Annotated in this window: 23 protein-coding genes, 1 pseudogene and 1 riboswitch; of the genes and pseudogenes, 13 read left to right on the forward strand and 11 right to left on the reverse strand. The window is 64.2% G+C overall.

The features are described from left to right. Nucleotides 1-496: 496 nt before the first annotated feature. Nucleotides 497-1,033 (forward strand): hypothetical protein, encoded by a 537-nt coding sequence (locus CQ017_RS03295; RefSeq protein WP_105552519.1) that lies wholly within the window; start codon nt 497-499, stop codon nt 1,031-1,033. 7 nt (nt 1,034-1,040) lie between these two features. Here the strand turns inward: CQ017_RS03295 and map are convergent, their stop codons facing one another. Further along, on the reverse strand, nt 1,041-1,817 hold the full coding sequence (gene map / locus CQ017_RS03300; protein WP_105552520.1) for a type I methionyl aminopeptidase: 777 nt from the start codon (nt 1,815-1,817) through the stop codon (nt 1,041-1,043). 64 nt (nt 1,818-1,881) lie between these two features. Here map and CQ017_RS03305 point away from each other — a divergent pair, with 64 nt between their 5' ends. The 7 genes and pseudogenes from CQ017_RS03305 (at nt 1,882) to CQ017_RS03335 (ending at nt 10,369) form a co-directional block, all read left to right on the forward strand. Continuing rightward, nucleotides 1,882-2,184 (forward strand): helix-turn-helix domain-containing protein, encoded by a 303-nt coding sequence (locus CQ017_RS03305; RefSeq protein ID WP_096257488.1) that lies wholly within the window; start codon nt 1,882-1,884, stop codon nt 2,182-2,184. Between the two features lie 509 nt (nt 2,185-2,693). Continuing rightward, nucleotides 2,694-2,996: pseudogene (locus CQ017_RS03310) on the forward strand (aldehyde dehydrogenase family protein); the annotation flags it as partial. Then, nucleotides 2,993-4,054, forward strand: a complete 1,062-nt coding sequence (locus tag CQ017_RS03315; protein ID WP_105552522.1) for a sugar diacid recognition domain-containing protein — start codon at nt 2,993-2,995, stop codon at nt 4,052-4,054. The pseudogene CQ017_RS03310 and the gene CQ017_RS03315, both read left to right, overlap by 4 nt. 262 nt (nt 4,055-4,316) lie before the next feature. Further along, complete coding sequence (locus CQ017_RS03320; RefSeq protein ID WP_105552523.1) at nt 4,317-5,678, forward strand: GntP family permease; 1,362 nt, start codon at nt 4,317-4,319, stop codon at nt 5,676-5,678. Between the two features lie 485 nt (nt 5,679-6,163). After that, nucleotides 6,164-6,254, forward strand: a riboswitch (SAM riboswitch). A 54-nt stretch (nt 6,255-6,308) separates the two neighbouring features. Next, on the forward strand, nt 6,309-7,535 hold the full coding sequence (locus CQ017_RS03325) for an acyl-CoA dehydrogenase family protein (RefSeq protein ID WP_096257495.1): 1,227 nt from the start codon (nt 6,309-6,311) through the stop codon (nt 7,533-7,535). 33 nt (nt 7,536-7,568) lie between these two features. Further along, complete coding sequence (locus tag CQ017_RS03330; RefSeq protein ID WP_105552524.1) at nt 7,569-8,798, forward strand: acyl-CoA dehydrogenase family protein; 1,230 nt, start codon at nt 7,569-7,571, stop codon at nt 8,796-8,798. A gap of 653 nt (nt 8,799-9,451) precedes the next feature. Continuing rightward, complete coding sequence (locus tag CQ017_RS03335; protein WP_105552525.1) at nt 9,452-10,369, forward strand: LysR substrate-binding domain-containing protein; 918 nt, start codon at nt 9,452-9,454, stop codon at nt 10,367-10,369. 42 nt (nt 10,370-10,411) lie between these two features. Here the strand turns inward: CQ017_RS03335 and CQ017_RS03340 are convergent, their stop codons facing one another. Next, nucleotides 10,412-11,761: an MFS transporter gene (locus tag CQ017_RS03340; RefSeq protein ID WP_105552526.1), complete on the reverse strand. Its 1,350-nt coding sequence runs from the start codon at nt 11,759-11,761 to the stop codon at nt 10,412-10,414. After that, nucleotides 11,758-12,804 carry an MBL fold metallo-hydrolase gene (locus tag CQ017_RS03345; RefSeq protein ID WP_105552527.1) on the reverse strand — a complete coding sequence of 349 codons (1,047 nt, stop codon included), beginning with the start codon at nt 12,802-12,804 and terminating at the stop codon, nt 11,758-11,760. The genes CQ017_RS03340 and CQ017_RS03345 overlap by 4 nt, the downstream gene beginning before the upstream one ends. Before the next feature lie 208 nt (nt 12,805-13,012). Between CQ017_RS03345 and CQ017_RS03350 the strand changes: the two genes are divergently transcribed. From CQ017_RS03350 to CQ017_RS03360, 3 genes are all read left to right on the forward strand, one after another. Beyond that, nucleotides 13,013-13,393: a YidH family protein gene (locus CQ017_RS03350; protein ID WP_105552528.1), complete on the forward strand. Its 381-nt coding sequence runs from the start codon at nt 13,013-13,015 to the stop codon at nt 13,391-13,393. After that, nucleotides 13,393-13,722: a DUF202 domain-containing protein gene (locus tag CQ017_RS03355; protein ID WP_105552529.1), complete on the forward strand. Its 330-nt coding sequence runs from the start codon at nt 13,393-13,395 to the stop codon at nt 13,720-13,722. Before CQ017_RS03350 ends, CQ017_RS03355 begins: the two co-directional genes overlap by 1 nt. Before the next feature lie 147 nt (nt 13,723-13,869). Beyond that, nucleotides 13,870-14,286 (forward strand): DUF6069 family protein, encoded by a 417-nt coding sequence (locus CQ017_RS03360; protein WP_105552530.1) that lies wholly within the window; start codon nt 13,870-13,872, stop codon nt 14,284-14,286. 178 nt (nt 14,287-14,464) lie between these two features. Here CQ017_RS03360 and CQ017_RS03365 read toward each other — a convergent pair whose 3' ends face one another. From CQ017_RS03365 to CQ017_RS03375, 3 genes are read right to left on the reverse strand one after another with little or no spacing between them, the layout of a single operon-like run. Continuing rightward, a complete protein-coding gene (locus tag CQ017_RS03365; protein WP_105552531.1) occupies nt 14,465-15,997 on the reverse strand; it encodes a tripartite tricarboxylate transporter permease in 1,533 nt (510 codons plus the stop codon). Next, on the reverse strand, nt 15,998-16,624 hold the full coding sequence (locus tag CQ017_RS03370) for a tripartite tricarboxylate transporter TctB family protein (protein WP_105552532.1): 627 nt from the start codon (nt 16,622-16,624) through the stop codon (nt 15,998-16,000). Continuing rightward, nucleotides 16,621-17,604: a tripartite tricarboxylate transporter substrate binding protein gene (locus CQ017_RS03375; RefSeq protein WP_105552533.1), complete on the reverse strand. Its 984-nt coding sequence runs from the start codon at nt 17,602-17,604 to the stop codon at nt 16,621-16,623. Before CQ017_RS03375 ends, CQ017_RS03370 begins: the two co-directional genes overlap by 4 nt. 152 nt (nt 17,605-17,756) lie before the next feature. Here CQ017_RS03375 and CQ017_RS03380 point away from each other — a divergent pair, with 152 nt between their 5' ends. Beyond that, nucleotides 17,757-19,334, forward strand: coding sequence for an ATP-binding protein (locus tag CQ017_RS03380; RefSeq protein ID WP_105552534.1), 1,578 nt, complete (start codon nt 17,757-17,759; stop codon nt 19,332-19,334). Nucleotides 19,335-19,337: 3 nt separating this feature from the next. After that, complete coding sequence (locus CQ017_RS03385) at nt 19,338-20,039, forward strand: response regulator (protein WP_105552535.1); 702 nt, start codon at nt 19,338-19,340, stop codon at nt 20,037-20,039. A 22-nt stretch (nt 20,040-20,061) separates the two neighbouring features. Here the strand turns inward: CQ017_RS03385 and CQ017_RS03390 are convergent, their stop codons facing one another. The 5 genes from CQ017_RS03390 to CQ017_RS03410 form a co-directional block, all read right to left on the reverse strand. Then, on the reverse strand, nt 20,062-20,640 hold the full coding sequence (locus CQ017_RS03390) for a hypothetical protein (protein WP_096255398.1): 579 nt from the start codon (nt 20,638-20,640) through the stop codon (nt 20,062-20,064). Nucleotides 20,641-21,405: 765 nt separating this feature from the next. Then, nucleotides 21,406-22,227: a CoA ester lyase gene (locus tag CQ017_RS03395; RefSeq protein WP_096255400.1), complete on the reverse strand. Its 822-nt coding sequence runs from the start codon at nt 22,225-22,227 to the stop codon at nt 21,406-21,408. Continuing rightward, a complete protein-coding gene (locus CQ017_RS03400; RefSeq protein ID WP_105552536.1) occupies nt 22,220-22,744 on the reverse strand; it encodes a MaoC family dehydratase in 525 nt (174 codons plus the stop codon). The genes CQ017_RS03395 and CQ017_RS03400 overlap by 8 nt, the downstream gene beginning before the upstream one ends. Beyond that, entirely contained in the window at nt 22,741-24,777 is a 2,037-nt protein-coding gene (locus CQ017_RS03405) for a biotin carboxylase N-terminal domain-containing protein (protein WP_105552537.1), read from the reverse strand. The genes CQ017_RS03400 and CQ017_RS03405 overlap by 4 nt, the downstream gene beginning before the upstream one ends. Before the next feature lie 15 nt (nt 24,778-24,792). Beyond that, nucleotides 24,793-26,403, reverse strand: a complete 1,611-nt coding sequence (locus CQ017_RS03410; RefSeq protein WP_105552538.1) for a carboxyl transferase domain-containing protein — start codon at nt 26,401-26,403, stop codon at nt 24,793-24,795. Nucleotides 26,404-26,410: the final 7 nt, after the last annotated feature.

Raw genomic sequence — 26,410 nt, forward strand, 5'->3', positions numbered from 1 at the left:
CTTTATTTTCGCAGTTCAGGATCACTTTTTCTTTGTTAATGACGCTTAATTACTGGCCTCTCGATGAAATACCTGGGCTAGCTTGCCCGAGGGGGAATGGCTGTAGGATCCAGGGCATCCTTGATCTTTGGCCGTAGTCGGTGCGCAGTGTTGCGTTGAAAACAAATCCACCGAAACTGCGATCCACGTGCCTGCAGCATCCAGCAGCTCTGCATGCAGGGGATGGGTGTGGCGCACGCCGCCGATCGTCAATGCGCTGGGAACTCAGGATGCGGCTCTACTTGCGGGGGCCGTGCAGTGAGCGAACCGGCGACTACTCGGTTCCTCGGCCTGGGGCAGGCCTCCATGGTCCTCCGCTACTGGGGGCGTGGTTCGGTCCGAGGCTTATCCACCGCCGAGTCCAGAGATCTCATGCCAGGGGTGGACTTGGAGTACGCACAGTTACACCCGTCCGCTGAGGACGTGGCGCCACAGGCTTTCATAGGCTTGTGTTGTGATGAAGAAAAACCTTGTTCCCTTGATAGCACTAGCCATTCCGACCACTTTGCTGCTGACCGGATGTGACGTCAGTCAGCTAACCGAAGACAAATATGAGCAGTCGGCCTCCAAAACCGCAAAGACTTCCGCAGAAGGCGTAGCTTCCGGGTTGCTTCCCAGCTGGGCTCCCAATGGTGGAACCGACGTCCGCCTGGAGCAACGCAGCACCGGGCACGAACGAATTTTCACCATGGACTACTCAGGTGAACTTCCAAGCGGCAAATGCGAGCCGCTGGCTAACACCGGCGTTCCCAGCGCCAAGGAACTGGAAAATGGCTACGCCGCCGATTCGCGGACCAAGGACATGGCACCAGAGGATTTCGTGACCTACCGAACCCTCGAAGCCGACTGGTGGCCGGCGGACGCTGAATTGCAGAGCACCGCGCTCTGTGGACGTTGGTGGGTGCACCAGGATGCAGGCAAGCTGTACGCTTTCGCGCCAGATGTTGCCAGCGTGGCCGAGGCAATCGTCAAGGAGCGCGCCGAGGCCGAGTAAGCCCGGCCTAGGAGGAGGGCGGCAGGGTCAATACTTGAGGCGCCCCCTCGGTGATCAGTACCGTGTGTTCGGTATGCGCGGTACGGCAACCCGTTGCGCTTCGCAAGGTCCAGCCATCGGGATCGGTGATGAGCTTCGCGGTGTTTGTCATAACCCATGGTTCCAGCGCGAGCATTAATCCGGGAACCAACTTATAGCCTCGGTTGGGCCGTCCGTTGTTCGAAATGTGAGGTTCCTGATGCATTGTCGAGCCGATCCCGTGGCCGCCGTATTCGGTATTGATCGAGTACCCGGCCTCGCGCAAGACTGTGCCGATGGCATAGGAAATATCGCCAATTTTGGCCCCTGGCCGGGCCGCATCAATTCCGGCAGCTAACGCGTGTTCCGTGGCTTGGATCAGCTGGGTGCTTACGGTGTCCTGGGTCGGCCCCACGATAAAGCTGATGGCAGCATCAGCGGCGATGCCTTCCTTGGAAATCGCAAGATCCAGGGTCAGTAAATCACCGTCGGCCAGTGCGTAGTCGTGGGGTAATCCGTGCAGCACCGCATCGTTGACCGCGGTGCAGATGTAGTGGCCGAATGGTCCGCGCCCAAAAGCTGGTGCGTAATCGACATAGCAGGATTCTGCGCCTGCTCCGAGGATCATCTCGCGGGCCCAAGCGTTGATGTCCAAAAGGTTGGTGCCCACCACGCTGCGGTCCCGCAGGGTTTGCAGGATCTGCCCCACGAGAGCTCCGGTGACCTTAGCCCGGGCAGCTTCGTGGGAATTCAGGATCTCGATCATGCGAAGCCTTTCATAAAACCAATAACAATACCGTCCATACTATACCGGTACTATAATTGGTTTTATGGTTAGATTGCCCCTCACTTTTGAAGAACTCGAACGCGGCGAGCGCCTCGGCGCCCTCTTGCGCCGGGCAAGAGCCGAGCGGACCATGGTTGACATTGCCTTTGACGCGGGAATTTCCCCGGAGACGCTACGCAAGATCGAGTCCGGGCGAGTGGCCACCCCCGCATTCTCAACTATTGCCGCCATCGCGGGGGTCCTTGGACTCTCGCTGGATGAACTATGGAATTCCGTGCTTGCCCAAGAGCCGGACGCCAGCGGTGCCCGATCCAGCCGAATGGCGCGCGAGCGGCTTGCGAGCTAGTTCGCTGAAATGCTGCGCTTTCGAAGCGGATCACGCCCCTGGCGATCGCTCCGCTCTCCTGTGCCCAGTAGTCCTCATTGATCTTTTCCAGCGGAATCTCCTGCGCGGTCAAATCATCTAAGTTCAGCCGACCTTGTTGATGAAGTTCCGCTTAGTACGGAGCGCCCTGGCGGGCGTTCGAGGGGCCCTTTCAAATCCCGTGCAGGCTGCGTTGGTGCATGGGCATGCCTAGCATGGCGTTGAGTCCTAGTGGCCTGCCCTGTGGCAACCCGATGAGGTGCACGTGCCCGCGGGTTCGATCTAAGCGAGGGCTTCCTTGCCCAGCGGCGGTCTTCATCTACTACCTGGATGCTGAAGCTGCCACCGGTGATAATGAGACGTGCTGAATGTATGCGTGCTCGGGTACATGGCCGCGGGCCTCGCAGAAGGTGCCGAACTGGTTACCTGCGGAGAACCGGTGAGCGCGGAGGGCCCTTCGTTCCGCCAACCGTCCTGAACAATGTGAAGCCGAAATGTCGGTGTCAAAAGAAGAGATCATTGGGCCGGAGCTCTCGGACACAAAATTCAGTGATGAAGATTCCCGCGCGGTCGTACTGCGCCAAGCCTTCGGCAATGGCTGCGGGCTGAATTCGATCATTTTCACCCGAGACATCTCCGAGGCGTTGCTGATTGCGAAGAAAATCCAGGCTGGCAATCTCCGCGTGAATACCGGAGCCGGCATGGACGCGAACATGCCATCTGGCGGTTTCAAGCAGTCCGGCTGGGGTATGGAAAGGGTCCCAGCTACTCGGACGGCTAGGATAAAACCATGAGCGAACAGGAGCAGCCCCGGCTAGGCAGCGCACTGGCGCAAAAGGTCGTCGACACCATCGCGCCGACGATTAACCGCCATGTCAATATCATGAATTCCCACGGGGTGATCATTGCTTCCACCGATGCGGCCCGCATCGGAACGCATCACGAGGGCAGCGCCGAGGCGATCCGCCGCAACCAGATCATCCGCGTCAGCCAGGCCGATGGCAGCGCCGGAACCCAGCCCGGGGTCAACGTTCCGCTCACACTGGATAATCAGCTGTGCGGGGTCGTCGGCGTCACCGGAGCCCCGCATGAGGTCGAGCCGCTAGCCGATCTGATTGCACTGACCGTGCAGTTGCTCTTCACCCAGGAACGCGAGCACTCGCGCAGTACCCGCCGTGAAACAGAAGCCCGGGACATTATCTCCGCGTTGCTGGCCGGATGGGCCGAGCCAGAAGCCATTGACCGGAGCCTGGCAGCGCACGGCCTGCGCGGACCAACGCAACTGGAGGCATGGATCCCGCGCAGCGCGCAGGATCCATTGCTGGATGTGCCGGCCGTTGAGGGCCGGCGCACTTCCTGGATCAACCTCTCCGGTGCGTTCTGGCGGATCCGGCTGGCGAACGAACCGGCCTTCGAGGAAGACCAAGGCGCAACGGAGCGCTATCTTGCCTCCGCCCCGGCAGAAGGCGCCGGACACCTGCTGGCCGAAGCCGAAGCCCTCCGTGCCCTCGTGGCGCTCCCGGCGCTGATACCCCAGCGACGAAACCGGGAGATCTGGAGCCCGGAAATCGCCACCGCTATCGCGCGCACACCGGCGCAGAGCTTGAGCCATATTGCCAGGCCCGCCCGGGACCTGAGCGAAGAGCAAGCGAAGACGTTGCTGGTCGTCACAGCCGCAGCATCGATGACTCAGGCCGCAACCGAACTGCACATACACCGCAATACCCTGGTGCAGCGTCTGGAGCGCATAGCCCTGATCGCCGGGGTGGACATCCGCCACACCGGTCAGGCGGTGCGGCTGCAGCATGCCATCTACGCAGCGGTAGCCCTAGACCAGAAACACATATTCTAGGAATTTCCGGCATAAGAATATGGGCGTGCGCCCATAGGCGATTGAGTCCGCAGTCCCTAGTATTGGCAAGATGCTCGAAGTTGAGCGCCCGCTGAACCGGTCCTCCCGGCCGAAACAGCCTTCGCAGGAAAAGCCTGAGCAGCTTGACCTGGCGGAATAGCGGGCGGCAGCAACGGGCCGGAACTCGCACCCAGAACGACCGCCTGCGCCATTGCAGGTTCGGGCTGGGGGCCACAGATATTGGCAAAGGAGCCAACTCGCCGTGTATGAACTCCTCGTTCTGCTGATCCTCGTGGTGGCCATTGTGCTGGTCACCGCACGCTGGAAAATCAGCCCCTTCCTCGCCCTCATCGGCGCGGCCATCCTCGCGGCCTTCGCCTACAAGATCCCCATCGCCGAGGTCGCCTCCACGGTGACCACCGCCTTTGGCAGCACCATGGGCAATATTGGCCTCGTAATCCTCTTCGGCACGATGATCGGCATCATCCTGGAGCGTTCCGGGGCCGCGATCTCCATGGCCGATGCGCTGATCAAGCTGCTGGGCACCAGATTCCCCAACCTGACGCTGTCGCTCATCGGCTACATCGTTTCCATACCGGTCTTCTGCGACTCGGGCTACGTGGTGCTCAACTCCCTGCGCAAGGCCATCACCCTGCGCACCGGTGTTTCCACGCTGGCCACCTCCATTGCCTTGATGACCGGCCTGTATGCCACCCACACCATGGTCCCGCCGACCCCAGGACCGCTGGCAGCCGCCGAGTCCATCGGCATCGCCGACAACCTCGGATTGATCATCGCCATCGGCCTGCCGGTGGCAGTGGTCTCGGCCATGGCCGGGCTGTTCTATGCCAGCCGCTTCAACAAGTCCACGTGGACTCCGCTGCCATCCGAGGATGAGAACGACATCTCCGAACTAGATTACGAGCAGCTGCGTGCAAGCTTCGGCAAGCTGCCAAGCCCTGGCTTGGCCTTCCTGCCGATCCTCGTTCCGCTGGTCTTGATCTGCGCGGCATCGATCGCCAAGCTTCCATCGCATCCCTTCGGCGAAGGCGCCGCACTGGAAGCACTGTCCTTCATCGGCACCCCGGTGATCGCGCTGATCTTCGGTTTGCTCGCCGCGACCTTGCTGCTGAACGGCAATAAGAAGCTTGCCGACTTCAACGAGCAGATGCACGAAGCCGTGCGCACCGCGGCGCCCATCCTGCTCATTACCGGTGCCGGCGCAGCCTTTGGTGCTGTGCTGGCAGCCTCGGAGCTGACCACGATCCTCTCCGATTCGCTCAGCGGCTTGGGTCTCGGACTGGCTGTGCCATTCCTGATCGCCGCGGCATTGAAGTCGGCGCAGGGCTCATCCACCGTATCGATGGTGACCACCTCGGCGCTGGTCGCCCCGATGCTCGGATCCCTCGGTCTGGACTCCGAACTGGGCATGGTGCTCAGTGTCCTGGCAGTTGGCGCCGGCGCGATGGTCGTCTCGCATGCCAACGATTCCTACTTCTGGGTGGTCTCCCAGCTCAGCCGCATCCCGGTGATCACGGCCTACAAGACCTTGAGCGTGGCCACCGCCATCCAGGGCACCGCCGCATTTGCTACCGTCTGGATCCTCGGGGCATTCCTGCTCTAGTAAATCCAAGAAGCCTGCATCAACCAATAACCGCGCCATCAGAGGATGGCGCGGTTATTGGTTTAACTGGCGGGATGGCCGCAATAGGCAAGGCAAGGCTGCAACTTCGAGCACAGCCCAGCTTTCCCCATTGGCTTGCTGGGCAAGGATTACGGGCATGGGAACAACGACCGGCAATCCGGCCATCCGGGATGCCTGATCGCTGGATCCATGATCCACCCCCGCATTCGCTGACGCTTATCGCTGTCGGCTAATTGAGAAACCGAGATCCCCCTGACAGGTGCCCGGTCGATTGATGCTGGATCCGGATATCAAGCTCTCCGATCGCCGATGACGTAACCTCCAGAAGTATGACGGCGTCCCAGCGCCTTCGGGGCGGTCCAAGTCCGCCGGAAATCTCGCTTTGTGACGACTTCTGACCGACTATTCCGTCGGATGACGTGCTCCTTCCATCCGCTCATGCCGCGGTGTTTCACTCGAAGTACCAACCATCCAGAGCGGCTGAGAGACCTGGCTCGACGACGCCGCAGCAAGCCTGCATTCGGCAGCTAGTGCTAACGCCAGGTTCGATGGATCAGCAGAAAGCAACTTTCTGCTTCCTTCGGAGCAAGACTCTAAGGGAGAACGAAAATGACCGTACTGAGCACGCAACTGCCCCGCGTTCCCTACACCGGGAGCGCAGACGAGGCCGAGCTCGCCCACTGGCGCGAGATCGCCGAGCAGGTCGCGGCCACCCTGGCCGCGGACGCGCTGGAGCGCGACCGCAAAAACGAGCAGCCCTTCGCCGAGGTGCAGCTGCTGCGCGAGGCCGGGCTGCTGAACCTGCTGGTTCCGGCCGAATTCGGGGGAGCCGGAGCGCACTGGGCCACCGCTTTTGAAACCATCCGCATCCTGGCCGCGGCCGACGGGTCCATCTCCCAGCTGCTGGCCTACCACTACATCAACCAGTCCGGCATCGCCTTCTACGCTCCGGCCGAAGCCCAGGCCGAGTGGTGGCAGCGGACCGTGGCCGGAGGCTGGCTCTGGGGCGATTCGGTGAATCCGGTGGACCCGCAGCTGACGCTCACCGCGGAGGACGATGGCTTCCGGCTGAACGGTTTCAAGCGTTTCTCCACCGGCTCCGGAGTCGGCGAGGTGATCGTCGTCAACGCCGAGGTCTCCGGAGGCCCGCGACACGGCGAAGTGTTGGCCTTCGTCCTCCCGCGCAACCGGGAAGGGCTGGAAATCGTCGATGACTGGGACTACCTGGGCCAGCGCTTGAGCGCCTCGAACTCGCTGAAGTACCACAACGTGCGCATCGAGGCCGCCGATCTGCTCGGGGCGGTGACCGACGAGCCGGTCTCCACCCTGCTCACCCCCGGGATCCAGCTGGCCTTCGCGAACTTCTACCTGGGCATCGCCGAGGGCGCGTTGGCCCGCGGCAAGCAAATCCTGCTGGGCCGCAAGAACGCCTGGTTCCTCTCGGCGGCGGAGACCTACTCCCAGGACGTCGTCTTCCAGCGCACCGTGGGCGAGCTGAAGGCGCGCACCGCCGCGGTGGCCGCCCTGGCCGAGAAGCTCGGCCGCAAATTCGATGCGCTGCTGGCCAAGGCGGGGAATGTCACCCAGCCTGAACGCGCGGCGCTGGCGGTGGAAATCGCCGAGGCCAAGGTGGTCTCCACCGAGATCGGCGTGGAGGTCGCCAACCGCATCTTCGAGGTCACCGGTTCCTCCTCTACGCAGAATGATGTGGGCCTGGATCTGTTCTGGCGCAATGTGCGCACCCACTCGCTGCACGACCCGGTGGACTACAAGAAAATCGAGGTCGGCGCGTACTTCCTGCGCGGGGAAACCCAGCCGCTCTCGCTCTACACCTAAACCTCAACCGCACCCACGGATTGGACCGAACTGATGACCGTACTTGCCACCGCCAACCGCCTGGCTGAATTGAAAACCCGCTTCGCCCCGCACTTTGAAAAGATCGCCGCCGGCGCCGCCGAACGCGACCGCAGCGGAGAACTGCCGCACCAGCAGGTGGCCGAGCTGGCCGCCGCCGGCTTCGGCGCATTGCGTGTCCCGGTCTCCCACGGCGGGGCAGGGGCCACCTTGGCCGAGCTCTTCGAATTGCTCGTGGAGCTGGCCGCCGCGGACTCCAGCATCGCCCAGGCCTTGCGCGCCCACTTCGCCTTCGTCGAAGACCGCCTGGTAGCCGCCCCGGGGCCGGGGCGCGACAAGTGGCTGGCCCGCTTTGCCGCCGGGGAGCTGGTGGGGAATTCCTGGACCGAGATCGGCACCGTGAAGGTGGGCGAGGTGATCACCAAGGTCACCCCGGATGGCGAGGGAGGGTTCCTGGTCAACGGCACCAAGTACTATTCCACCGGCTCGATCTTCGCCGACTGGCTGGATACCTACGCCGAGCGCACCGATACCGGCAAGCGCGTGATCGCCGCGGTCAACCGGCACCAGCCCGGCGTGGTGCTGGCCGATGACTGGGACGGCTTCGGACAGCGCACCACCGGCACCGGAACCTCCACCTTCACCGACGCGGTCGTCGCCGAGGAGGACCTGATCGACTTCGACACCCGCTTCAAGTACCAGACCGCCTTCTACCAGCAGGTGCTGCTGGTGGTGCTGGCCGGGTCCGCCAAGGCCGCCGAACGCGACTTCGCCGCCGAGCAGAAGGCCCGCAAGCGCACCTTCAGCCACGGCGCCGCCAACGTGGCCGCCGAAGATCCGCAGCTGCTGCAGGTCATCGGCGAGGTGTCGGCGGCTGCGTTCGCGGCGGCCGGAACCGTGGAACGCGTGTCGCAGTCCCTGCAGGGAGCCTATGAAACCGCGCTGGCGCTGCACGAGGGCGAGGCGACGGCGGAGGAAGACGAGGCGGCCAATGATGCGGCCGAGCTGGCCAGTGCGCAGGCCCAGGTGGTGCTCACCCCGCTGGTGCTCAACGCGATCACCCACGCCTTCGACGCGCTGGCCGCTTCGGCCACCAGCGTTTCGAAGAACCTGGATCGGCACTGGCGCAATGCCCGCACCGCCGGCAACCACAACCCGTGGGTGTTCAAGGCCCGGCTGATCGGCGACCTGGCGGTCAACGGCACCGAGCTGCCGCGGGTTTGGGCCATCGGCGCCTCGAAGTAGCATCCACAGAGCGGGCAGGCCCAGCCCTCATCTTGAGCGCCGGGCCTGCAGCGTGTAGCGCAACAATCACCGAGCAGCTCGCCGGTACCCCCTGGATGCACCTCGCCCACAACAACTCGCTGCAGATAAAGCACTGGTAACTCGCGGTCCGCGGTGTCCTTCCGATAGTAGGCGGCGCTCGGACTCGGCGATTGCATGATTCCGTAGCGCATGTTCCCTGCAGAATCCGTGGCATATGGTGCCAGAAATGAATGCGCGAGGTAGAGGACATCTCCAGCGGCAATCCGATGCTCGCCGCAGTCGAAAACTCCGCGGGTCTCCCAGCTGACCTCGATGCTTGAAAGCTCTTGTTCGAGCTTGTAGCGCTGGCGCTCGTCTGCCACGACCGCGATGATCGGTTCGATGAAGTCCAGCTCGGGATAGGGGCTGGGCTGCTCCCCTCCCGAAGAGGATCCTCAGCGTATTTCTGAAAGTTCTGCATCGCGGCAACTTATATCCTCTTCAATAAGCGGGCATGCCTGAAGATAACGGGCATCTCGATTGTAGGTGTCCGCTCCAAGGCGCCTCCGACCAGGTTGTTCCGAACGGCTGTGCGCAGCATGCTTCATGGAATCCGCTTCGGTGGGTTTTAGGCCGCTGGCTAGACTGAGTGGGTGATCAACTACACCCTGCGTCAAATACAGTATTTTGTCGCCGTCGCCGAAACCGGGTCCATCTCCGCGGCCGCCGGCGCCTGCCATATTTCGCAGGCCGCCATGTCGCAGGCGATGGACGAACTTGAACGGGTGGTGGGATCGCAGCTGCTGGTGCGGCGCCGGGCGCGCGGCGTGGTCCTCACCGCGGTAGGTACGGACTTCCTCCACGATGCCAAGCAGCTGGTGCGCCATGCCGAAGAGGTGCAGGATCAAATCGTGGAACGCCAAACCAAGCTCTCCGGACCGCTGGTCATCGGCTGCTACTCCTCGCTGGCGGCCTTCTGGATTCCGGTGATCTGCGAACGCTTCACCAACGTGCACCCGGACCTGCAGGTGACCCTCCTCGAGGGAGATGGCGCCGAGCTGCAGGAGCGGATGCTGCAGGGGCATCTGGATGCGGTGCTCACGCACACTCGGCATCTCCTGCCGCACGTGGGGTGGCGCCGCGTCATGTCGGGGCGGCCATATGTCCTGGTCGGAGGCAACCACCGTCTGGCCAAGCGAGGCAGTGTGGCGCTGTCGGAATTGGCGGGAGACGATTTCGTGTCCCTGGACATTCCGACGGTGCGCGATAACCAGCTGGTGAATCTGCGGATGTCGGGCCTGGATCCCAAGGTGCGTTGGAGTTCGCAGAGCTTCGAGGCCGTGCGCGGTTTGGTTGCCCGGGGTTTGGGCTACACGGTGCTGGTGCAGCGGCCCCCGGTCAATCTCAGCTATGACGGACTGCCGCTGGCGATCCTGGAAATTGAGGGTCCGGTCGGCGAGAGCGATATTTGTGTCGCCTATACTGCATCAAACCGTCCGAGCCTGCGGCTGCGCGCATTCCTCGACTTCTGTGAAGAGGTTGGAGCCGAAAAAGAAAACAGGGCTGGCTAGAGTCTTTGCGACTCCAGCCAACCCTGGATCTGTTCAGCGAGGCTACAGGTTCTCCGCTTCGAGATCCGCCTCGCGGCCCTCTTTCACCCCACGTATGGCAAGCCCGGCGACAATGAATGCGCCCGCCCAGACGGCGCCGGCGATCCACAGCGTTCCGCCACCGAGTAGCACCAAGCCGGTAACGATCATCGGGGTGAAGCCTGCCCCCACGGTGGAGGAGAGCTGGTACACCAGCGAAGCGCCGGTATAGCGGATCCGGGTGGGGAACAGCTCGGCGGTGAAAGCGCCGAAGGGTCCGAAGATCGTGGCCTGGATGATGCCGTTGGCGATGAACAGGGCGATGGCGAAGAGCCACAGCTCGCCCATTTCCAGCATCCACATGATCGGCAGGGCCATTACCGCGCCGGCGGCGATGCCAACCATCATGACCGGGCGGCGACCGAGCTTGTCGGAGTAGCGGGCGGCGAACCAGATGCCGATAACGGTCAGCGTAGCGCCGATGGCCTTCACATTCAGCACGGCCGTGCGGTCCATGCCGACCTCTTCAACCACATAGGCGACGGCCCAGACGGTCATCAGGCCCTGCACCGTGTAGGAGCTCATGCCGACCAGCGTTCCGCGGATCACCGAACCGGGGTACTTGGTGATGACCTCCAGGAAAGGGGTTTTGCGTTCTTCGGCTTTGCCTTCCAAGGCGAGGAAGAGCGGGGACTCGGCAACCTTGAGCCGGATGATCAGGCCGATGCCTACCAGCGCGATGCTGATCAGGAACGGGATTCGCCAGCCCCAAGCCAGGAACTGGTCATCGGGCAGGATGGAGACCGCGGAAACTGCGAGGGTCGCCAGCACCGCACCGGCCGGTCCACCCATATTCGCGAAGCTCGCGGCGAAGCCGCGGCGTTCCTTCGGGGCGTGCTCCAGCGCCATCAGCATGGCGCCTCCCCATTCGCCGCCCACGGCCAGGCCCTGGACGATGCGCAGCGTGATCAACGCGATCGGCGCGATCATGCCGATTTGAGCGGCCGGAGGCAGCAGGCCGATCAGCGTCGATGCGCCGCCCATCATTGCCATCGAGGTGATCAGCACGCCCTTGCGGCCCACCTTGTCGCCGAAGTGGCCGAAGACGATTCCGCCCAGCGGGCGGGCCAGGTAGCCAACGGCAAGAGTGGAGAAGGAGGCGAAGAGCGCCACGCCGGGGGTGAGCCCGATGAAGAACACCTTGTTGAAGACCAGCGAGGCGGCCGTGGCGTAGAGGATGAAGTCGTAGAACTCGATCGCGCTTCCAATGAAGCTCGAGGCGAGGATGCGACGCATCTGCGGGGAATTGAGCGAGGGAACTTTGAGCTCACCATCGCCCGTCGGCTGGTTTTGTGGCTTCACTGCATTGCTCATCGGGATGCCGCCATTTCACTGTGGATGCGGGAGAAGGATATTTTATCCAGGTCGTCGGGGACCAAGTAGGTACCGGAGAACTTATCGGCGTGCGAATGCCAGACGGATAGCGGGGTCGTGCCCGGCACCAGGTGGTGCAGGGCCAGGGTGCGTGCCCCGGCTTGGGCCGCGATCTCGATGGCCTGTTCGGCCGAGGTGTGGGCCCGTCGGTGATGGTCCATGGAGGCTTGGGATTCCAGCGTTCCAATCGAACCGTAGGTGCGCTGGACCCATTCGAAATCGATGGCTTCATGCAGCAGCAGGTCCGTGTCCCGGGCCAGCGTGACAAGGTTCTGGCAAGGCGAGGTGTCTCCGGAAATGGTGACCGAGCCTTCGCTGGTGTCGAAGCGGAACGCGAAGGCCGGCGCTATCGGCGGATGCTTCACCAGCGTGGCGCTCACCGTCACCAATTCATCTTGGTAGATCACGAATGGCTTGAATGCCTCCGGCGTCGGGTTCTCATTCGGGTGATAACCGGTGCCCGCAGGAATCTGGATGTCTTGGGCCGAGAAGTGATCCAGCGGGGAGGGCCGCAAGGCGTTGATCACCCGGTCGTTGAGGTCCGTTGCGTAGGCCTGCATCAGATGATCGAACATCGAGGCGGTGCCCGGCGTCGGATTCTGCGGGTAGAGCGCCTGCGGCGGAACGCTCGCCCTCGGGGAGGCCGGTGGCAAGGCGCCGCGCTCGCCGGGGCCGACAATGGCGATGGGTTCCTTATCGGCGGGCAGCGTGAACAGCCCGAAGATGGCTAGCGAGGCCAGGTCGATGCTGTGGTCGGAGTGCAGGTGGGTGAGGAAGATGCCGCGCAGGTTCGCCGGGCTGTAGCCCGCCTTCATCAGCTGGTTTCCCACGCCGGTGCCGGCATCTACGAGGTAGACGCTGTCACCGACGACTACCGCGGTGGAGATTCCTGCCCGCTCGCCGGCGTGCTCGCCGGTCCACCAGCGTGGACCGCCTGCGGTGCCGAGGGTGACGACGTGGGGATTCAAATTGGTGGAGGCCATGTCTCTGCGACCTTTCGTTGTTCTAGTATCTACCAACCATTCTTATGCGCTGGCTCACATTCGTAAAACTGTTTTTATCTACCATTAACAATGGTTTTACTTATGAATGGGTCTGTAGACTTCAACGCGACGCGAAGCATCCTCAGGCGATGAGGGAGCATTGCGCATGATGTACTGAGTGGAAGCAACACGTACCTGTAGGAGTGGCATGTCTGATCACGAACGAAGCCGCCTCTCGCGCTGGGTCCTGCCTCATGGCGCGGAGCCGGATCCCCGGTTTACGCTAGCCAACGAACGCACCTTCCTGGCGTGGATCCGCACCTCACTGGCATTCCTTGCCGGTGGTACCGCGCTTGAGGCCTTCGCCGCCGAGGCTTTCCCCTCGCCGCTGCGCACTTGGCTCGCGGTGCTGATCATCGGCGTGGGAATTCTGATTGCCGCAGGTGCCGCGGTCCGCTGGGTCCGCGTGGAGCGCAGCATGCGCACCGGACGCCCGCTGCCGATACCTGCCATCGTTCCGCTCCTGGGCTTCGGCGCAGTGGCCGCTTCCATCGCGGCCGTGGCGATGATTGTCGGTTCGCGAGCCTGATGCGCGAGCCCATCCAGATCGCCGACCCGGGGCTGCAGCCAGAGCGCACGGTATTTGCGTGGAGCCGTACCCTGGTGTCATTCCTTGTGGTCAGTGCCGTCTTCTTGCGCTGGCTGCCGCACTATGGCGTGGGTATCGTGTTGATGATCGCAATTTCCGCGACCATGGCGCTGGGAATCTTTGCCTCGCAGCGCGCTCGCTACCGGCGCATGGCCCTCGGCGTGAAATCCGAGCGGGTCAGGCCGGATATCGTCGCGGTGCTCATGACCACCCTGGTGCTGATCGCCATCGGCGTGTTCGGAATGATCTTGGTGCTCGGCCCGAGCTGAGGGCTGCGCGTAAGGCTGTAGCCCCCTTTGGCTTTTCGCCGGCGCATGGGTGTTGCGGATTTCACTGGCAAGTGAGACGCGCGGAACGCGGGTCAGGTTCTAGACTTAGTTGGATAAAATCAACTATTTAGAGGAGCGCTCCGGCTCATGAACGCTGAGACTCAACCCAAAAGCCCGTTTAACTTCGTTCAGGTCCTGATTGCCGCCGCTGGTACTGGCTTCCTCAACGTCATCACCTACTTCATTGGCAGTTCCGCAGGAGCCACCATGGTGCTCGGTGAGAACACCGGTGAGCACATTGGCTTCGCTCAGGTCTACGGTTTCACCTTGCTGCCGATCCTCGTCCTCGGTGCGGTGGTCTTTGTTATCGGCCGCGCCAAGCCAGCATTCTGCAAGGTCGCCCAGTGGTTGGGTCTGGTCGTTGCGGTTGTTTCGATCATCTTGCCAATCATGGCCGCCGGCGACATCGCTACCGCGCTCACCTTAAGCATCATTCACCTCTTCGTGGGCCTTGGCTTGTTCTTCGCGGTGCACTACGGCAACAAGAGCCTGCACACGAACTAGCAACCGAGCTCCTGCAACTCGACGCAAAATGCCTGCTGCCCACGGATAGAAATCCGTGGGCAGCAGGCATTTGTGAGCTCGTAGTTATTGAGTTGTGCTCTAGAACTGCAAGGCCTCGGGCCGGGACAATCCCAAGATTGTCCCGGCCCGCGGCCCTTAGCTGATGGAGTCAGTCGGTCTACGAATCCTGCAGGACCATCGCCTCGGAGCGCAGCTTGCGACGGCTCGCCGCATGCTTGACCATGGTCAGCGCCACCGCGGCGATCAGCAGAAGATACATGATGATCGTGGTCGGCGAGGAGACCAGGTAGCCCAGGTCGCCCTCGGACACGGTCAGCGCCCGGCGCAGGGAGGTTTCGGCCAGCGGCCCGAGGATCACGGCGATCAGCACCGGGGCTACCGGGAACTGGTAGCGGCGCATGATGAAGCCGAGGATGCCGATGGCCAGCAGGAACCAAAGGTCGATCACCGAGGAGCTCACCGCATAGACGCCCAGCATGGAGAGCACGGTAATTCCTGCATACAGGTAGTGCCGTGGCACCAGCAGCAGCTTGGCCCAAAGCCCGGCAAATTGCATGTTGATGATCAGCAGCATCACCAAGCCCACGAAGAGCGAGGCGAGCAGGGTCCAGACCATGTCGCCCGAGCGTTCGAAGAGCAGCGGGCCTGGCTGCATGCCGTACTGCTGGAACGCGGCGATCATCAGCGCCGCGGTCGCCGAGACCGGAAGCCCCAGGGCCAGCAGGGCGCCCATGGCCATGCCGGCGGTCGCGTTTCCGGCGGCCTCCGGGGCGGCCACGCCGTTGATGGAACCGGTGGTTCCGAACTCCGGATCCTTCCGCTTGGCGGCCAAGCGCTTCTCGGTGCCGTAGGCAAGGAAGGTCGGGATCTCCGCGCCGCCGGCCGGGATGACGCCGAAGGGAACGCCGAAGGCGGTGCCGCGCAGCCAGGCCGGCAGGGCCTTGCGGAAGTCCGCGCCGCTGAGCCTGATCCGGCCGCTGGCCGGGATCCGCAGGGCGCTGGGGTCGCGGTGGATCCGCGAGGCCACATGGATGACTTCACCCAGGGCCAGCAGGCCCACGGTGATGACCACGATGGACAGCCCGTCAAAGAGCTGCGGCAGGCCGCCGGTGAAGCGCACGGAGCCGGAGATTCCATCCACCCCGATCAGCGCCAGGACCAGGCCGATGGACAGCGCGCCCAGGCCCTTGATGATCGATTCGGAGACCACCGAGGAGATGGCGACGAAGGCGAAGACGGCCAAGGCGAAGTATTCGGCCGGGCCGAAGGCGGTCGCCAGTTTCACCAGCGAGGGGGCGAAGAACACCACCAGCGTGGTGGCGATCAGCCCGCCGATGAAGGCGCCCATCGCGGCGGTGGCCAAGGCCCGGGCCGCCTGCCCGCTCTTGGCCATCTTGTGGCCCTCGAAGGTGGTGGCGATGGCCGAGGAGGCCCCGGGCGTATTGAGCAGAATTCCGGCCGTGGAATCGCCGAACATCCCGCCGAAGTAGACTCCGGCGAACATGATGAACGCGGCCGTGGGGTCCAGGCTGAAGGTGACCGGCAGCAGCAGGGCGACGGCCATCGAGGAGCCGAGGCCCGGCAGCACGCCGACCGCGGTGCCCAGCAAGGCGCCGATGAGCACCCACATGAGGTTCACGAGCGTCAACGCGCCGGCGAAACCCGCCATTAAGTGACTGAGCTGATCCATTTAGAGCAAACCTCCCAGGAGCCCGGCGGGCAGGCTGAGGCCCAACCCGAGGCCGAACGCCAAATAGCTGATCGAGGAAACCATGGCGGCGACCCCGATGTCGAAAATCGGGCGGGTGCTGCCCAGCGCCTTGCAGATGGCCCAGAACAATCCGGCCGCGGAAATAATCCAGCCCAGCACCGGAAGCACGAGGATGAAGCAGGCGATGCCGCCGACGATCCAGGCGACCGTGGCCCAATCCGAGTACAGGCGCACCCGGCCGGTGCGGCGCGGACGCTGTGCGCTGGCCCCGAGCACCTCGGTGCGCTGGGTGTCGCCCAATTCGGCCAGCATTTCGGCGGAGAAATCGGGGTTGCCGCTGTCGGTGCCCTGCGGGAAACGCCGGGTGCGCAGCACGGAAAGGCCATGCAGCACCGTCAGCGCATAGAGCACGATGCAGATGATCCAGGGGAAGAACTGCGGACCGGGCACGGTATCGCCCATGACGTTCATGGAGGCCGTGCCGATGGTCAGTGCGACGGCCAGGGCCAGCAGCAGCGCGGTAACCACCAGCTCGCTGCGGCCCGAGAAGAAACCGGTAATGCGTACGGTGTCTTCGGTGGTTTCTCTGCTCTGGGTGGTGCTCATAGTCCGAGTCCTTCCACGAGATCCGTGGTCGTGGCGATCTCCGCGTCGATGAATGCGTCGAGCTCATCGCCGACCATGTAGCTGTCGGTCCAGTTATTCCGGGCCACGGCGTCCTTCCACTGCTCCGTGGCATGGAATTCGGCCACGATCTGCTGCAGTTCGGCCTTCTGCTCGGCGGTTATGCCCGGGGCGGCGACGTAGCCGCGCCAATTGGCCATGGCCGCGTCGACCCCGGCCTCCTTGAAGGTCGGCACATCCACGCCGGGCAGGCGCTCTTCGGAGGAGATCGCCAGGGCGCGCAGGCTTCCGGTCTCGATCTGGTCGGAGAGCTCGTTGTAGCCGGAAACGGCCGCGCTGGTGGTGCCCGAAAGCACCGAGGTGATCGCCTCGCCGCCGCCGGAGTAGGGAATGTAATTGACCAGCTGCGGGTCGATGCCCACCTCGCGGGCGGCCATGCCCATCAGCAGGTGGTCGATGCCGCCGAGCGAACCACCGGCAATGGAGGTTCCGCCCGGGTCTTTCTTCCAGGCTTCAACGAAGTCCGCCAGGGTCTCCAGCTCGGAGTCGCCGGGGACCACGATCACCGCATAGTCATCGGCCAGCCGGGCAATCGGGGTGACGTCTTCCAGCGAGGTGCCCGAATCGGCGAGTTCGATCGCGCCGATCATCACCCCGCCGGTGACCATCAGCATGTCCGAGCGGCCGGTCATCTGCGCGAACTGGCTCAGCCCGATGGTGCCGCCGGCACCGGGGACGTTGACCACCTGCACGTTGTTGCTGATGCCATCGGATTTGATGGCCTGCTGTGCTTCGCGGGCAAAGCCGTCCCAGCCGCCGCCGGGAGAGGCCGGGGCCATGATCACGAGTTTCGCGCGCACCGTGTTCTCGCCGCCCGAGGCGGCCGAGGTCACCAGCGCGAGCGTGGCGATCAGAACGCTGGCGACCAGGAAGGCCACGTTCTTAAAATTGAGTTTGCTCATAGCTATCCGTAGGGTTCGAGTGATGAGGGGGATTCCGGCAGGCCGGAAGCGTCTTAGCTACGATCCCATGCAGTGATCCAAACCACTATCGAAAACGTGGTTTGGGTCATAGGTGCCATAAGAAAAATAAAGTTAACGCCGGAAGGCAGGTAATGAGACCCACCGCGACCCCGCTACCGCGCCGCCGTCGATTGCGCCTGCAGCTGGCCGGGCTGCAGGTGGTCATCGTCCTGGCCGTCGTGCTCGCGGTGGCGGTCGCGGTGATGGTGGTCGAGGACCAGCGGGTGCAGGACCAGGCCTATGCGCGGGTCGGCACGGTGGCCAGCCATGTGGGCAACGAGCCGGCGGTGATCGCCGCGCTGAACACCGAGGACGCCGCACGGGTTATCGCGCCGATCGCCCAGCTGGCCCGCGAGGTGTCCGGGGTGGACTACGTCGTGGTGGTGGGGCTGGATAACATCCGCCTTTCGCACCCGGACCCGGAGCAGATCGGCCGGCCGGTGTCCACCGATCATTCGCTGATGCGCCAGGGGGAGAGCTTTTCCGGGATCGAATCCGGAACGCTGGGCCCCACCCTGCGGGTGAAGGCGCCGATCCGCGCCGACGGCCAGATCATCGGCACGATCTCCGTGGGGATCCTGCAAAGCGAGGTGCGTGCCCAGCTGAACTCCATCGTGGTGGGCTTCGCCCCGTGGATTCTGGGCGCCGCCGGCCTGGGCACGCTGCTCAGCCTGTCCGCGGCGCGAGCCATTCGCCGCCGCATCTTCGGGGTGGAGCCAGATGAGGTCCCGGGCCTGCTCCAGTCGCAGAATGCGCTGCTCTACGCGGTGAGCGACGGGGTGCTCGGCGTGGGACCCGCGGGGCGGATCACCCTGTGCAACGGGGAGGCCGAGACGCTGCTCGGATTGCGCGAATCGGTGGTGGGCCGCATCGCCGAGGAGGTGCTGGACCCGCTGCTCGGCACGATGCCCGAGGAAGGGGCCCGGCAGGTGCTGGTGGGCGAACGGGTGCTGGTGGTCTCGCGGCGCAATGCCGTGGCCGGGGCTGCCCGGGCCGATGCAGGTTATACGCTGACCCTGCGCGACCGCACCGCGCTGGAGGCTTCGCTGCGCGAGCTGGCCGGCCAGCGCGGACTGGCCGATGCCCTGCGCGCGCAGACCCACGAGTTCGCCAACCGGCTGCATGTGCTCTCCGGCTACCTGTCCGTCGGCGCGCACCAGAAAGCGCAGGAATACATAACCCGGATCGCCGGTCCGCAGGAGCGCACCGCGGTGGAACTTCCGGACCCCGGGTTGGCCGGGGTGCTTTCGGCAAATGCCGCGGTGGCCCGGGAACATGGGGTGTCCTTCGAGGTGTCGGCGCAGTCGCTGGTCGCGGCGGGCGCCGGGGCCGACGGCGACCTGCTGACCGTGCTGGGCAATCTGCTCAGCAACGCGATCGAGGCGGCCGGCGACGGGGGCCGGGTCGAGGTCTTTGTCCGGCTGGCCGGGCAGCAGGCCGAACTACGGGTGGAGGACAGCGGCCCCGGGGTGCCCCCGGAGCAAGCCGAACGCATCTTCACTCGCGGAGTCAGCGCCAAGGATCAAAGCACGCAGCCCCATGGGATCGGGCTGGCCCTGGTCCAGCGGATTATCCAGCGCAGAGGTGGGACAATCGAGGTTGGAGACTCCGCGCTGGGTGGCGCGCAATTCGCCGCCCGGTGGCCGGCGGCAACAGGGCAGGGGAACTAAGCTATGCGCCAGATCGAAACGCTGATCGTCGACGACGACCCGGATGTGCTGGCCATGCACGAACTTTTTGTTGCATCCACCGACGGATTCCGTGTCGCGGCCACCGCCACCCGCGCCGCGGAGGCGCTGGCCTGCCTGGAGGCGAATGCGGGAATCGAGCTGATCCTGCTCGACGTGCACCTGCCGGACGGAAATGGCGTCGAGGTCCTCGCCGAGGTGCGCGCCCGGTTCAGCCAGGTGGGGGTCATCATGATCACCGCAGCCGCCGATGCGCCCACGGTGCGCGGAGCCATCGGCCAGGGGATCGACGGGTACCTGGTCAAGCCCTTCGCCGTCGGGGAATTCCGCAGGCGGCTGGACCTGTTCCGCCAGGCGCGGATCGCCGCGCCGGAACGCTTGGCCCAGTCGGATATCGACGTGCTGCTGCGCGAAGAGGCCGAATCGACGGGATCCGTGCCGGCGCCGGCCCCGACCGGCAGCCTGCCCAAGGGCTACGCGCAGGCCACCCTGGATCTCATCGCCGACGCGGTGCGCGGGGTGGACGCGGATATTTCGGCGGCCGAGGTCGCCGAGGCCTGCGGGGTCTCCCGGGTCAGCGCCCGGCGGTATCTGGACCTGCTGGAGCGGCGCGGACAGGTGGAACTGCGCCCGCGCTATGGTTCGGCGGGGCGCCCGGAACACCGCTATCGCTGGGTTCGCCGCTGAGCCGCCGGCGGCTCAGCGGCTGTCAGCTGCCCTCGTTCCCATGTTTCTTTGACTCCCCGCGGGCTTTCTTCTTGTAGTACCGCTCCCGTGCCTTGTGGCCAGCTTGGCGTTTGATCTCCGCGGCATCTTCCGCGAAATATTCACTAGTCATCGCCTTGAAATCCTGGAACTTGGCTCGCTCCTCGTCCGGGGTTGGCCCGGGCTCCCAACTTCGCAGCCAGAGCACTTCGCTGGTGTTGATCACCGCAACGATGACAGTTATCAACACGGCTGCATCCATGGCTCCGGTGACTGCGAACGCAGAAGCGAACGCGATCAACACCGACGCCGACAACGGGAGCAGCACGTAGCCGAGCCCGCCGGGAGCGGCCCGATACTCCCGCACAACTATTGGGCGCTCGATGACGGCGCCGAGCACCTCCGAAACCACGAACGACACGATCAAGGCAATAACGAGTTTGCCGAAGGTCGCGTCCACGCTGATGAACCATGTGCACAGCCAGGCAACGGCCAGGGCCAGTAGTCCTTTCACCGCACCCGTCGTCAGTCGTCCCGCGATGGCGTTCCCGAGCGTCGGAAACCTGATTTCATCTGCACTCATTTTAATCCTGCCTACTACTTTTCTTACGCGGAACAGGCGGTGGCAGCGCCATCTGGGCCAAGAACTGCTTGCTGGCATCTGCAGGTCCTTGGCCCATCTGCGCGGTGAATGAACCACCGCGAATCGCGTCCCAGATTCCTTTGGCCCGCGCGATGGCTCGTGGGGCCGGCTGTTTCTGGATCTTCTGGCAGGGATTCCAATGTCCGGATAAGTGCGCCTAACCCGGCAGCTGGCATTGCAGCAGCTCCTGCTTGCGCATGCCGAAGCAGGGCTGGCAACCGTATCGGCAATCGACGCCTTGGCTTCCTGCAAAAGGTAGATTCCCCGTCAGCGAGTTTTTGCGCTTCAACAAAATGGCAGCGTCCAACTACCGGTGTTCGTGACATGTTGGAGCATTGCGCATTCGAAAGTTTCCTTGTCGATTAGTCTCCTTTAAGACCCTAGCCCTGAGTAATTACCCTAGTCAACGATCCGACCCTCATCCTTTAGTGGGGAGGGAGGCTGAAACTCGCACCGCTGATTCATGGATCCTGCGGAAAAGATGACGCATCCACCGGAGAGGAGGGATTGCAGCAAAAGCGAAAGGACCACCACAATGCGGGCGTATTGCCGGTGCAGTGGGTGGTCCTCATCGGTGACTTGATCCATCCGAGGCGAGGCTTGCCTGGAACCCGCTGGGCTGGAGTGCGTGGATTCGTCCCCTGCGCTGATCGTGATATCGCACTTCTGCGCCTGCTCTGGTGGTTTGCGAGACGCTGAGTTTGCCTAGCCGTCTTCGAGATGCTTGGCAGCGGCCAGCGTTACCCGTGCCTGGCGCAATAGCGGTTCATCGACCATCTGGCCTTCAAAGGCGAAGACCCCCGGATTGGTTTCGGCCGCGGCGAGGATCCGTTTGGCCCGCTCGAGCTCGGCCTCGCCGGGCCGGAAGGCTGCACGGATCACCGGCATCTGATTCGGATGGATGGAGGCCTTGGCGGCGAAGCCCGAGGCCTTGGCATCTCGCGCTTCGGCCAAGAGTCCGGCGGTATCCGGAATATCCAGGTAGACCGAGTCGATCGCTGCCTTGCCCTGGGCTACCGAGTGCAGCAGCACCTGGGAACGGGCGAAGCGTGCCACCTCGCGGTAGTTCCCCTCTTCCGTGCGCGAAGAGGTTCCGCCCAGCGAAGCCATGAGATCTTCGGCCCCCCACATCACCGCGACCACATTGGGAGCCGCCGCGATCTCGGAGACGCTGGTGATGCCCTTCGCTGTTTCGCACAGCGCAACCACCTCGTAGCTTTGCAAGCGCGCCGGATCGGCGGCCGATTCGCTCTTGGGCAGCATCACCGTGCGGTAGGCGGTCTGCCTCAGCGCCGCCAGATCCGCAGCAAAGAACTCGGAGTCCGCCGGATTGACCCGCACGATGGTCCGTGCCGGATCCAGGGCGCTGTCCAGCAGCGCCCGGCGGGCGGATTCCTTGCTTTCCGGCGCCACCGCATCTTCCAAGTCGATGATGACCGCGTCGGCGCGTGCGGCGGCCTTGGCATAGCGCTCGGGGCGGTCCGCCGGGCAGAAGAGAATCGCGGGGCCCATGGCGAAGCTAGTCATTTGCGGCGGCTTTAGTGGAATCCAGGGAGTCCAAGTGCGCTTGCCGGGTCCACATCAGGCAGGTGCGGGTCGCGGTGGCGACGATGTCCCCGTGCTGGTTCCGTCCGGTGTGCGTCATCGAGGCCAGGCCTTGTCCGGGGCGGGATTTCGACTCGCGCAGGGCGGTGACCTCGGTTTCGGTGTAGAGGGTGTCCCCGTGGAACATGGGGTGCGGGAATTTCACATCATTGATTCCCAGTTGCCCCACGATGGTGCCCTCGGTGAGCTGCCCCACCGATTGGCCGATCATGGTGCTCAAGGTCAGCAAGGAATTCACCAGCGGCTTGCCGAACGGCTGGGTTGCGGCCCACGCCGCATCGAGGTGCAAACCTTGATTGTTCATGGTCATGGTGGTGAATTGCACGTTGTCGGCCTCGGTGAGCGTGCGCCCGGGCTTATGCACATATGCGGCCCCGAGCTTCAGCTCATCGAAGTACAGTCCGCGCTGTTCGAAACGTTGTTGCGTAGGCTCGCTCATGCGTTTTGCTCCTGAATTTGTGGTTCCACCGTGGCCACCAGCTGCTTGGCCTTCACCAGATCGCCGACGCTCAGTCCGGTCATGCGCACCGTGCCGGTCGCCGGGGAAAGCAGCTGGTGCTCCATTTTCATTGCCTCTATGCTGACCAGCAGCTGCCCCTCGGACACCTGTTCGCCGTCGGCTACCTGGACCGAGATCACGGTGCCGGGCATCGGGGTCTCGACATGCGGGGAGAACGTGCCCGACGCTTTGGCCAGCGTGGCCAGGTGCCGTTCGAGCACCTCTTCGCGGGGGAGCTTGCGCACCGCTCCGGTCCACCCGTCTTCGCTGAGCCACAAGGTGCCGTCCGCGGCGAACGCGTGGTGAATCCCGGTGCGCTGCCCGTTGATGGAGTAGTTCCCGGAGCCCAGATCCCGCACCGCGTACTCGTCCCCGGCAAGCAGAATGCGGCTTGAGCTCTCCCCGCCGTGCACGGCGAGCGCAACTTGCCGCTCTTGCACTTCATAGTGCTGCGGTGTCCCGTGGTTGTGCTGCGCCCGCCAGCCGTCGCGGCGGGTCCACGGGGTATCCGCGGTGTGCAGCCGGACGTGCTCCAAATGGGCCGCCAGCGCCAGTTCGCGCGCCCCGGGGGACCGGAAGGAGAACTCGTGCATCTTCCGTTCGATCAGGTTCGTGTCCAGCCGCCCGGCCGCCACGTCCGCGTCGGCCAGCAGCAGGCGCAGGTATTCGCTGTTGGTCAGCACGCCGAGCACCACGCATCGGGACAGGGCGCGGTCAAGCCGGGATAAGGCCTCCGTGCGGTTTTCGCCCCAGGCGATGAGCTTGGCCAGCATCGGGTCGTAGTGCGCGCTGATTTCGAGTCCATCGCGCAGCGAGCTGTCCACGCGCAAATGTTCGCCGGCCGGTTCGCTGACCCGCAGGATGGTTCCGACCGAAGGAAGGAACCCTTCCGCGGGGTCCTCGGCGTAGAGCCGTGCCTCGATGGCATGACCGGTGAGCGTGACATCGCGCTGGGCGAAGTCCAGCCGCTGCCCGGCGGCGATGCGCACCTGCCAGTCCACCAGGTCCAGCCGGGTGCCGTTGACCCTGGCTACCTCTTCGGTGACCGGATGCTCCACCTGCAGCCGGGTGTTCATTTCCATGAAGAAGAACTCGTCCGGGTTCTCGTCGCTGACCAGGAATTCGACGGTTCCCGCGCCCACGTAACCCACCGACTCTGCGGCGGCCACGGCCGCCGCCCCGATGCGTGCGCGGATTTGCGCGCCCTGTTCGAGGTTCTCGAACAGCGGCGCCGGAGCTTCTTCGATCACCTTCTGATGCCGGCGCTGCAGCGAGCATTCACGTTCGCCCAGGTGCACGGTATTGCCGTGCGCATCGGCCAGGATCTGCACCTCGATATGGCGCGGGTTGCGCACCAGGCGTTCGAGGAACAAGGTTTCGTCTCCGAAGGCGTTGCGCGCGGTTCGCCGCGCGCTGGCCAGTGCTTCGGGAAGCTGGTCCGGGGATTCGACGGCGAACATTCCCTTGCCGCCGCCGCCCGCGGAGGGTTTGATCAGCAGCGGGAAGCCTACCTGTTCGGCGGCCTCGCGCAGCTGGGCATCGCTCAGCCCGGGCTCGGCGATGCCCGGCACGACGGGCACCTGGTGGGAGAGCACGTGATTCTTCGAGCGGATCTTGTCGCCCATGAGGTTGATCGAGTTCACCGGAGGCCCGATAAAGGTGATTCCGACGTCCTGAAGGGCGCGGGCGAACTCCACGTTTTCGGAGAGGAAACCGTATCCGGGGTGGACCGCCTGAGCGCCGGTGTTCTTGCAGGCTTGGAGCACCGCGGGGATGCTGAGGTAGCTCTCATTGGCAGGGGATGCCCCGATGCGCACGGCGGTATCGGCCTCGCGCACGTGCAGCGCCCCGGCATCCGCGTCCGAGTACACCGCCACCGAACGGATCCCCAAGGTGCGCAGGGTGCGGATGATGCGTACGGCGATTTCGCCGCGGTTGGCGATGAGGACCGTGTCAAATAGTTTTGTATCCATGATTGTCTCCTCGCGCTACATCCGGAATAGGCCGAAGGAGGTCTCCGGCAATGGTTGACGGGCGCAGACGTCCAGGGCCAGGCCCAGGACCCGGCGGGTATCGGCCGGATCGATGACTCCGTCGTCCCACAGGCGTGCGGTGGAGTAGTAGGGGTTTCCCTGGCTCTCGTACTGCTCACGGATGGGCGCCTTGAAGGCCTCTTCGTCCTCGGCGCTCCAGCTTCCGCCCGAGGCTTCGATGCCGTCGCGCTTGACCGTGGAGAGCACGGAAGAGGCCTGGTTTCCGCCCATCACCGAGATGCGCGCCGCCGGCCACATCCACAGGAAGCGCGGTGAGTAGGCGCGGCCGCACATCGAGTAGTTTCCGGCGCCGAAGGATCCGCCGATCACCACGGTCAGCTTGGGCACGCGTGCGGTGGCTACGGCGGTGACCATCTTGGCTCCGTGCTTGGCGATGCCATCTGCCTCGTAGTCGCGGCCCACCATGAACCCGGCGAGGTTCTGCAGGAAGAGCAGTGGAATGCCGCGCTGGTCGCAGAGCTCGATGAAGTGCGCGCCCTTCAGCGCGGACTCGGAGAACAGCACGCCGTTGTTCGCGATGATGCCGACCTGGTGGCCGTGGATACGGGCGAAACCGGTGACCAGGGTGGTGCCGTATTCTGCTTTGAATTCATGGAATTCACTGCCGTCTACCAACCGCGTGATGACTTCGCGGACGTCGTAGGGGGCATTGACGTCTACCGGCACGCAGCCGGCCAATTCGCTGGCCGGGTAGCGCGGTTCGGCGACCTGCTCGGCGATTCTCCAGGCCGGGGCGGGATTCTCCGGGAGCGTGGAGAGGATGTCGCGGACGATCATGAGCGCATGTTCGTCGGTTTCGGCCAGGTGGTCCACCACTCCGGAGGTTTTGGCGTGAAGATCTCCGCCGCCCAGTTCTTCGGCGGTGACGATTTCGCCGATGGCGGCCTTCACCAGGGGAGGGCCGCCGAGGAAGATGGTTCCCTGGTTGCGCACGATCACCGTTTCATCGCTCATCGCCGGGACGTAGGCGCCGCCGGCGGTGCAGGATCCGAGCACCGCGGCGATCTGCGGGATCTTCTTGGCCGAAAGGTTCGCCTGGTTGAAGAAGATCCGGCCAAAATGCTCGCGGTCCGGGAAGACCTCGTCCTGCATGGGCAGGAACGCGCCGCCGGAGTCGACCAGATAGACGCAGGGCAGGACGTTTTCCAGCGCGATCTCCTGGGCGCGCAAATGCTTCTTGACGGTGATCGGGAAGTAGGTGCCGCCCTTGACCGTGGCGTCATTGGCGATGACCAGCACATGCCGGCCGTGCACCAGCCCAACGCCGGCGATCATGCCGGCGCCCGGGCTCGCCCCGTCGTACATGTCCTCGGCGGCCAGCGGGGCGATTTCCAAGAAGGGGGAGCCGTCGTCCAGGAGCTGGTTGACGCGGTCCCGGGGCAGCAGCTTGCCGCGGTCCACATGGCGCTGGCGGGATTTCTCGGATCCGCCGCGGGCGGCGCGCTCCAGGCGGCGGTGGAGCTCATCGGTGAGCGCCGTGTATTCGGCCGCGTTGCGCTGGTAGGCAGCGGAGCTGGTGTCGAGCTGTGAGTGCAGGGTCTTCACTGGGTTC

Origin of the sequence: Arthrobacter sp. MYb224, assembly GCF_002975455.1 — a bacterium.
In the GTDB taxonomy this organism is placed as follows: Bacteria; Actinomycetota; Actinomycetes; order Actinomycetales; family Micrococcaceae; genus Glutamicibacter.

Excerpts from the sequence above, each read along its gene's own strand:
- CQ017_RS03395 (WP_096255400.1), bottom strand. The coding sequence starts at position 22,227 with ATGACTAGCTTCGCCATGGGCCCCGCGATTCTCTTCTGCCCGGCGGAC.
- CQ017_RS03405 (WP_105552537.1), bottom strand. The coding sequence starts at position 24,777 with ATGGATACAAAACTATTTGACACGGTCCTCATCGCCAACCGCGGCGAA.
- CQ017_RS03325 (WP_096257495.1), top strand. The coding sequence starts at position 6,309 with ATGACCGTACTGAGCACGCAACTGCCCCGCGTTCCCTACACCGGGAGC.
- CQ017_RS03340 (WP_105552526.1), bottom strand. The coding sequence starts at position 11,761 with ATGAGCAATGCAGTGAAGCCACAAAACCAGCCGACGGGCGATGGTGAG.
- CQ017_RS03370 (WP_105552532.1), bottom strand. The coding sequence starts at position 16,624 with ATGAGCACCACCCAGAGCAGAGAAACCACCGAAGACACCGTACGCATT.
- CQ017_RS03305 (WP_096257488.1), top strand. The coding sequence starts at position 1,882 with ATGGTTAGATTGCCCCTCACTTTTGAAGAACTCGAACGCGGCGAGCGC.
- CQ017_RS03315 (WP_105552522.1), top strand. The coding sequence starts at position 2,993 with ATGAGCGAACAGGAGCAGCCCCGGCTAGGCAGCGCACTGGCGCAAAAG.
- CQ017_RS03345 (WP_105552527.1), bottom strand. The coding sequence starts at position 12,804 with ATGGCCTCCACCAATTTGAATCCCCACGTCGTCACCCTCGGCACCGCA.
- CQ017_RS03390 (WP_096255398.1), bottom strand. The coding sequence starts at position 20,640 with ATGAGTGCAGATGAAATCAGGTTTCCGACGCTCGGGAACGCCATCGCG.
- map (WP_105552520.1), bottom strand. The coding sequence starts at position 1,817 with ATGATCGAGATCCTGAATTCCCACGAAGCTGCCCGGGCTAAGGTCACC.
- CQ017_RS03295 (WP_105552519.1), top strand. The coding sequence starts at position 497 with ATGAAGAAAAACCTTGTTCCCTTGATAGCACTAGCCATTCCGACCACT.
- CQ017_RS03330 (WP_105552524.1), top strand. The coding sequence starts at position 7,569 with ATGACCGTACTTGCCACCGCCAACCGCCTGGCTGAATTGAAAACCCGC.
- CQ017_RS03365 (WP_105552531.1), bottom strand. The coding sequence starts at position 15,997 with ATGGATCAGCTCAGTCACTTAATGGCGGGTTTCGCCGGCGCGTTGACG.
- CQ017_RS03355 (WP_105552529.1), top strand. The coding sequence starts at position 13,393 with ATGCGCGAGCCCATCCAGATCGCCGACCCGGGGCTGCAGCCAGAGCGC.
- CQ017_RS03380 (WP_105552534.1), top strand. The coding sequence starts at position 17,757 with ATGAGACCCACCGCGACCCCGCTACCGCGCCGCCGTCGATTGCGCCTG.
- CQ017_RS03375 (WP_105552533.1), bottom strand. The coding sequence starts at position 17,604 with ATGAGCAAACTCAATTTTAAGAACGTGGCCTTCCTGGTCGCCAGCGTT.
- CQ017_RS03350 (WP_105552528.1), top strand. The coding sequence starts at position 13,013 with ATGTCTGATCACGAACGAAGCCGCCTCTCGCGCTGGGTCCTGCCTCAT.
- CQ017_RS03360 (WP_105552530.1), top strand. The coding sequence starts at position 13,870 with ATGAACGCTGAGACTCAACCCAAAAGCCCGTTTAACTTCGTTCAGGTC.
- CQ017_RS03385 (WP_105552535.1), top strand. The coding sequence starts at position 19,338 with ATGCGCCAGATCGAAACGCTGATCGTCGACGACGACCCGGATGTGCTG.
- CQ017_RS03400 (WP_105552536.1), bottom strand. The coding sequence starts at position 22,744 with ATGAGCGAGCCTACGCAACAACGTTTCGAACAGCGCGGACTGTACTTC.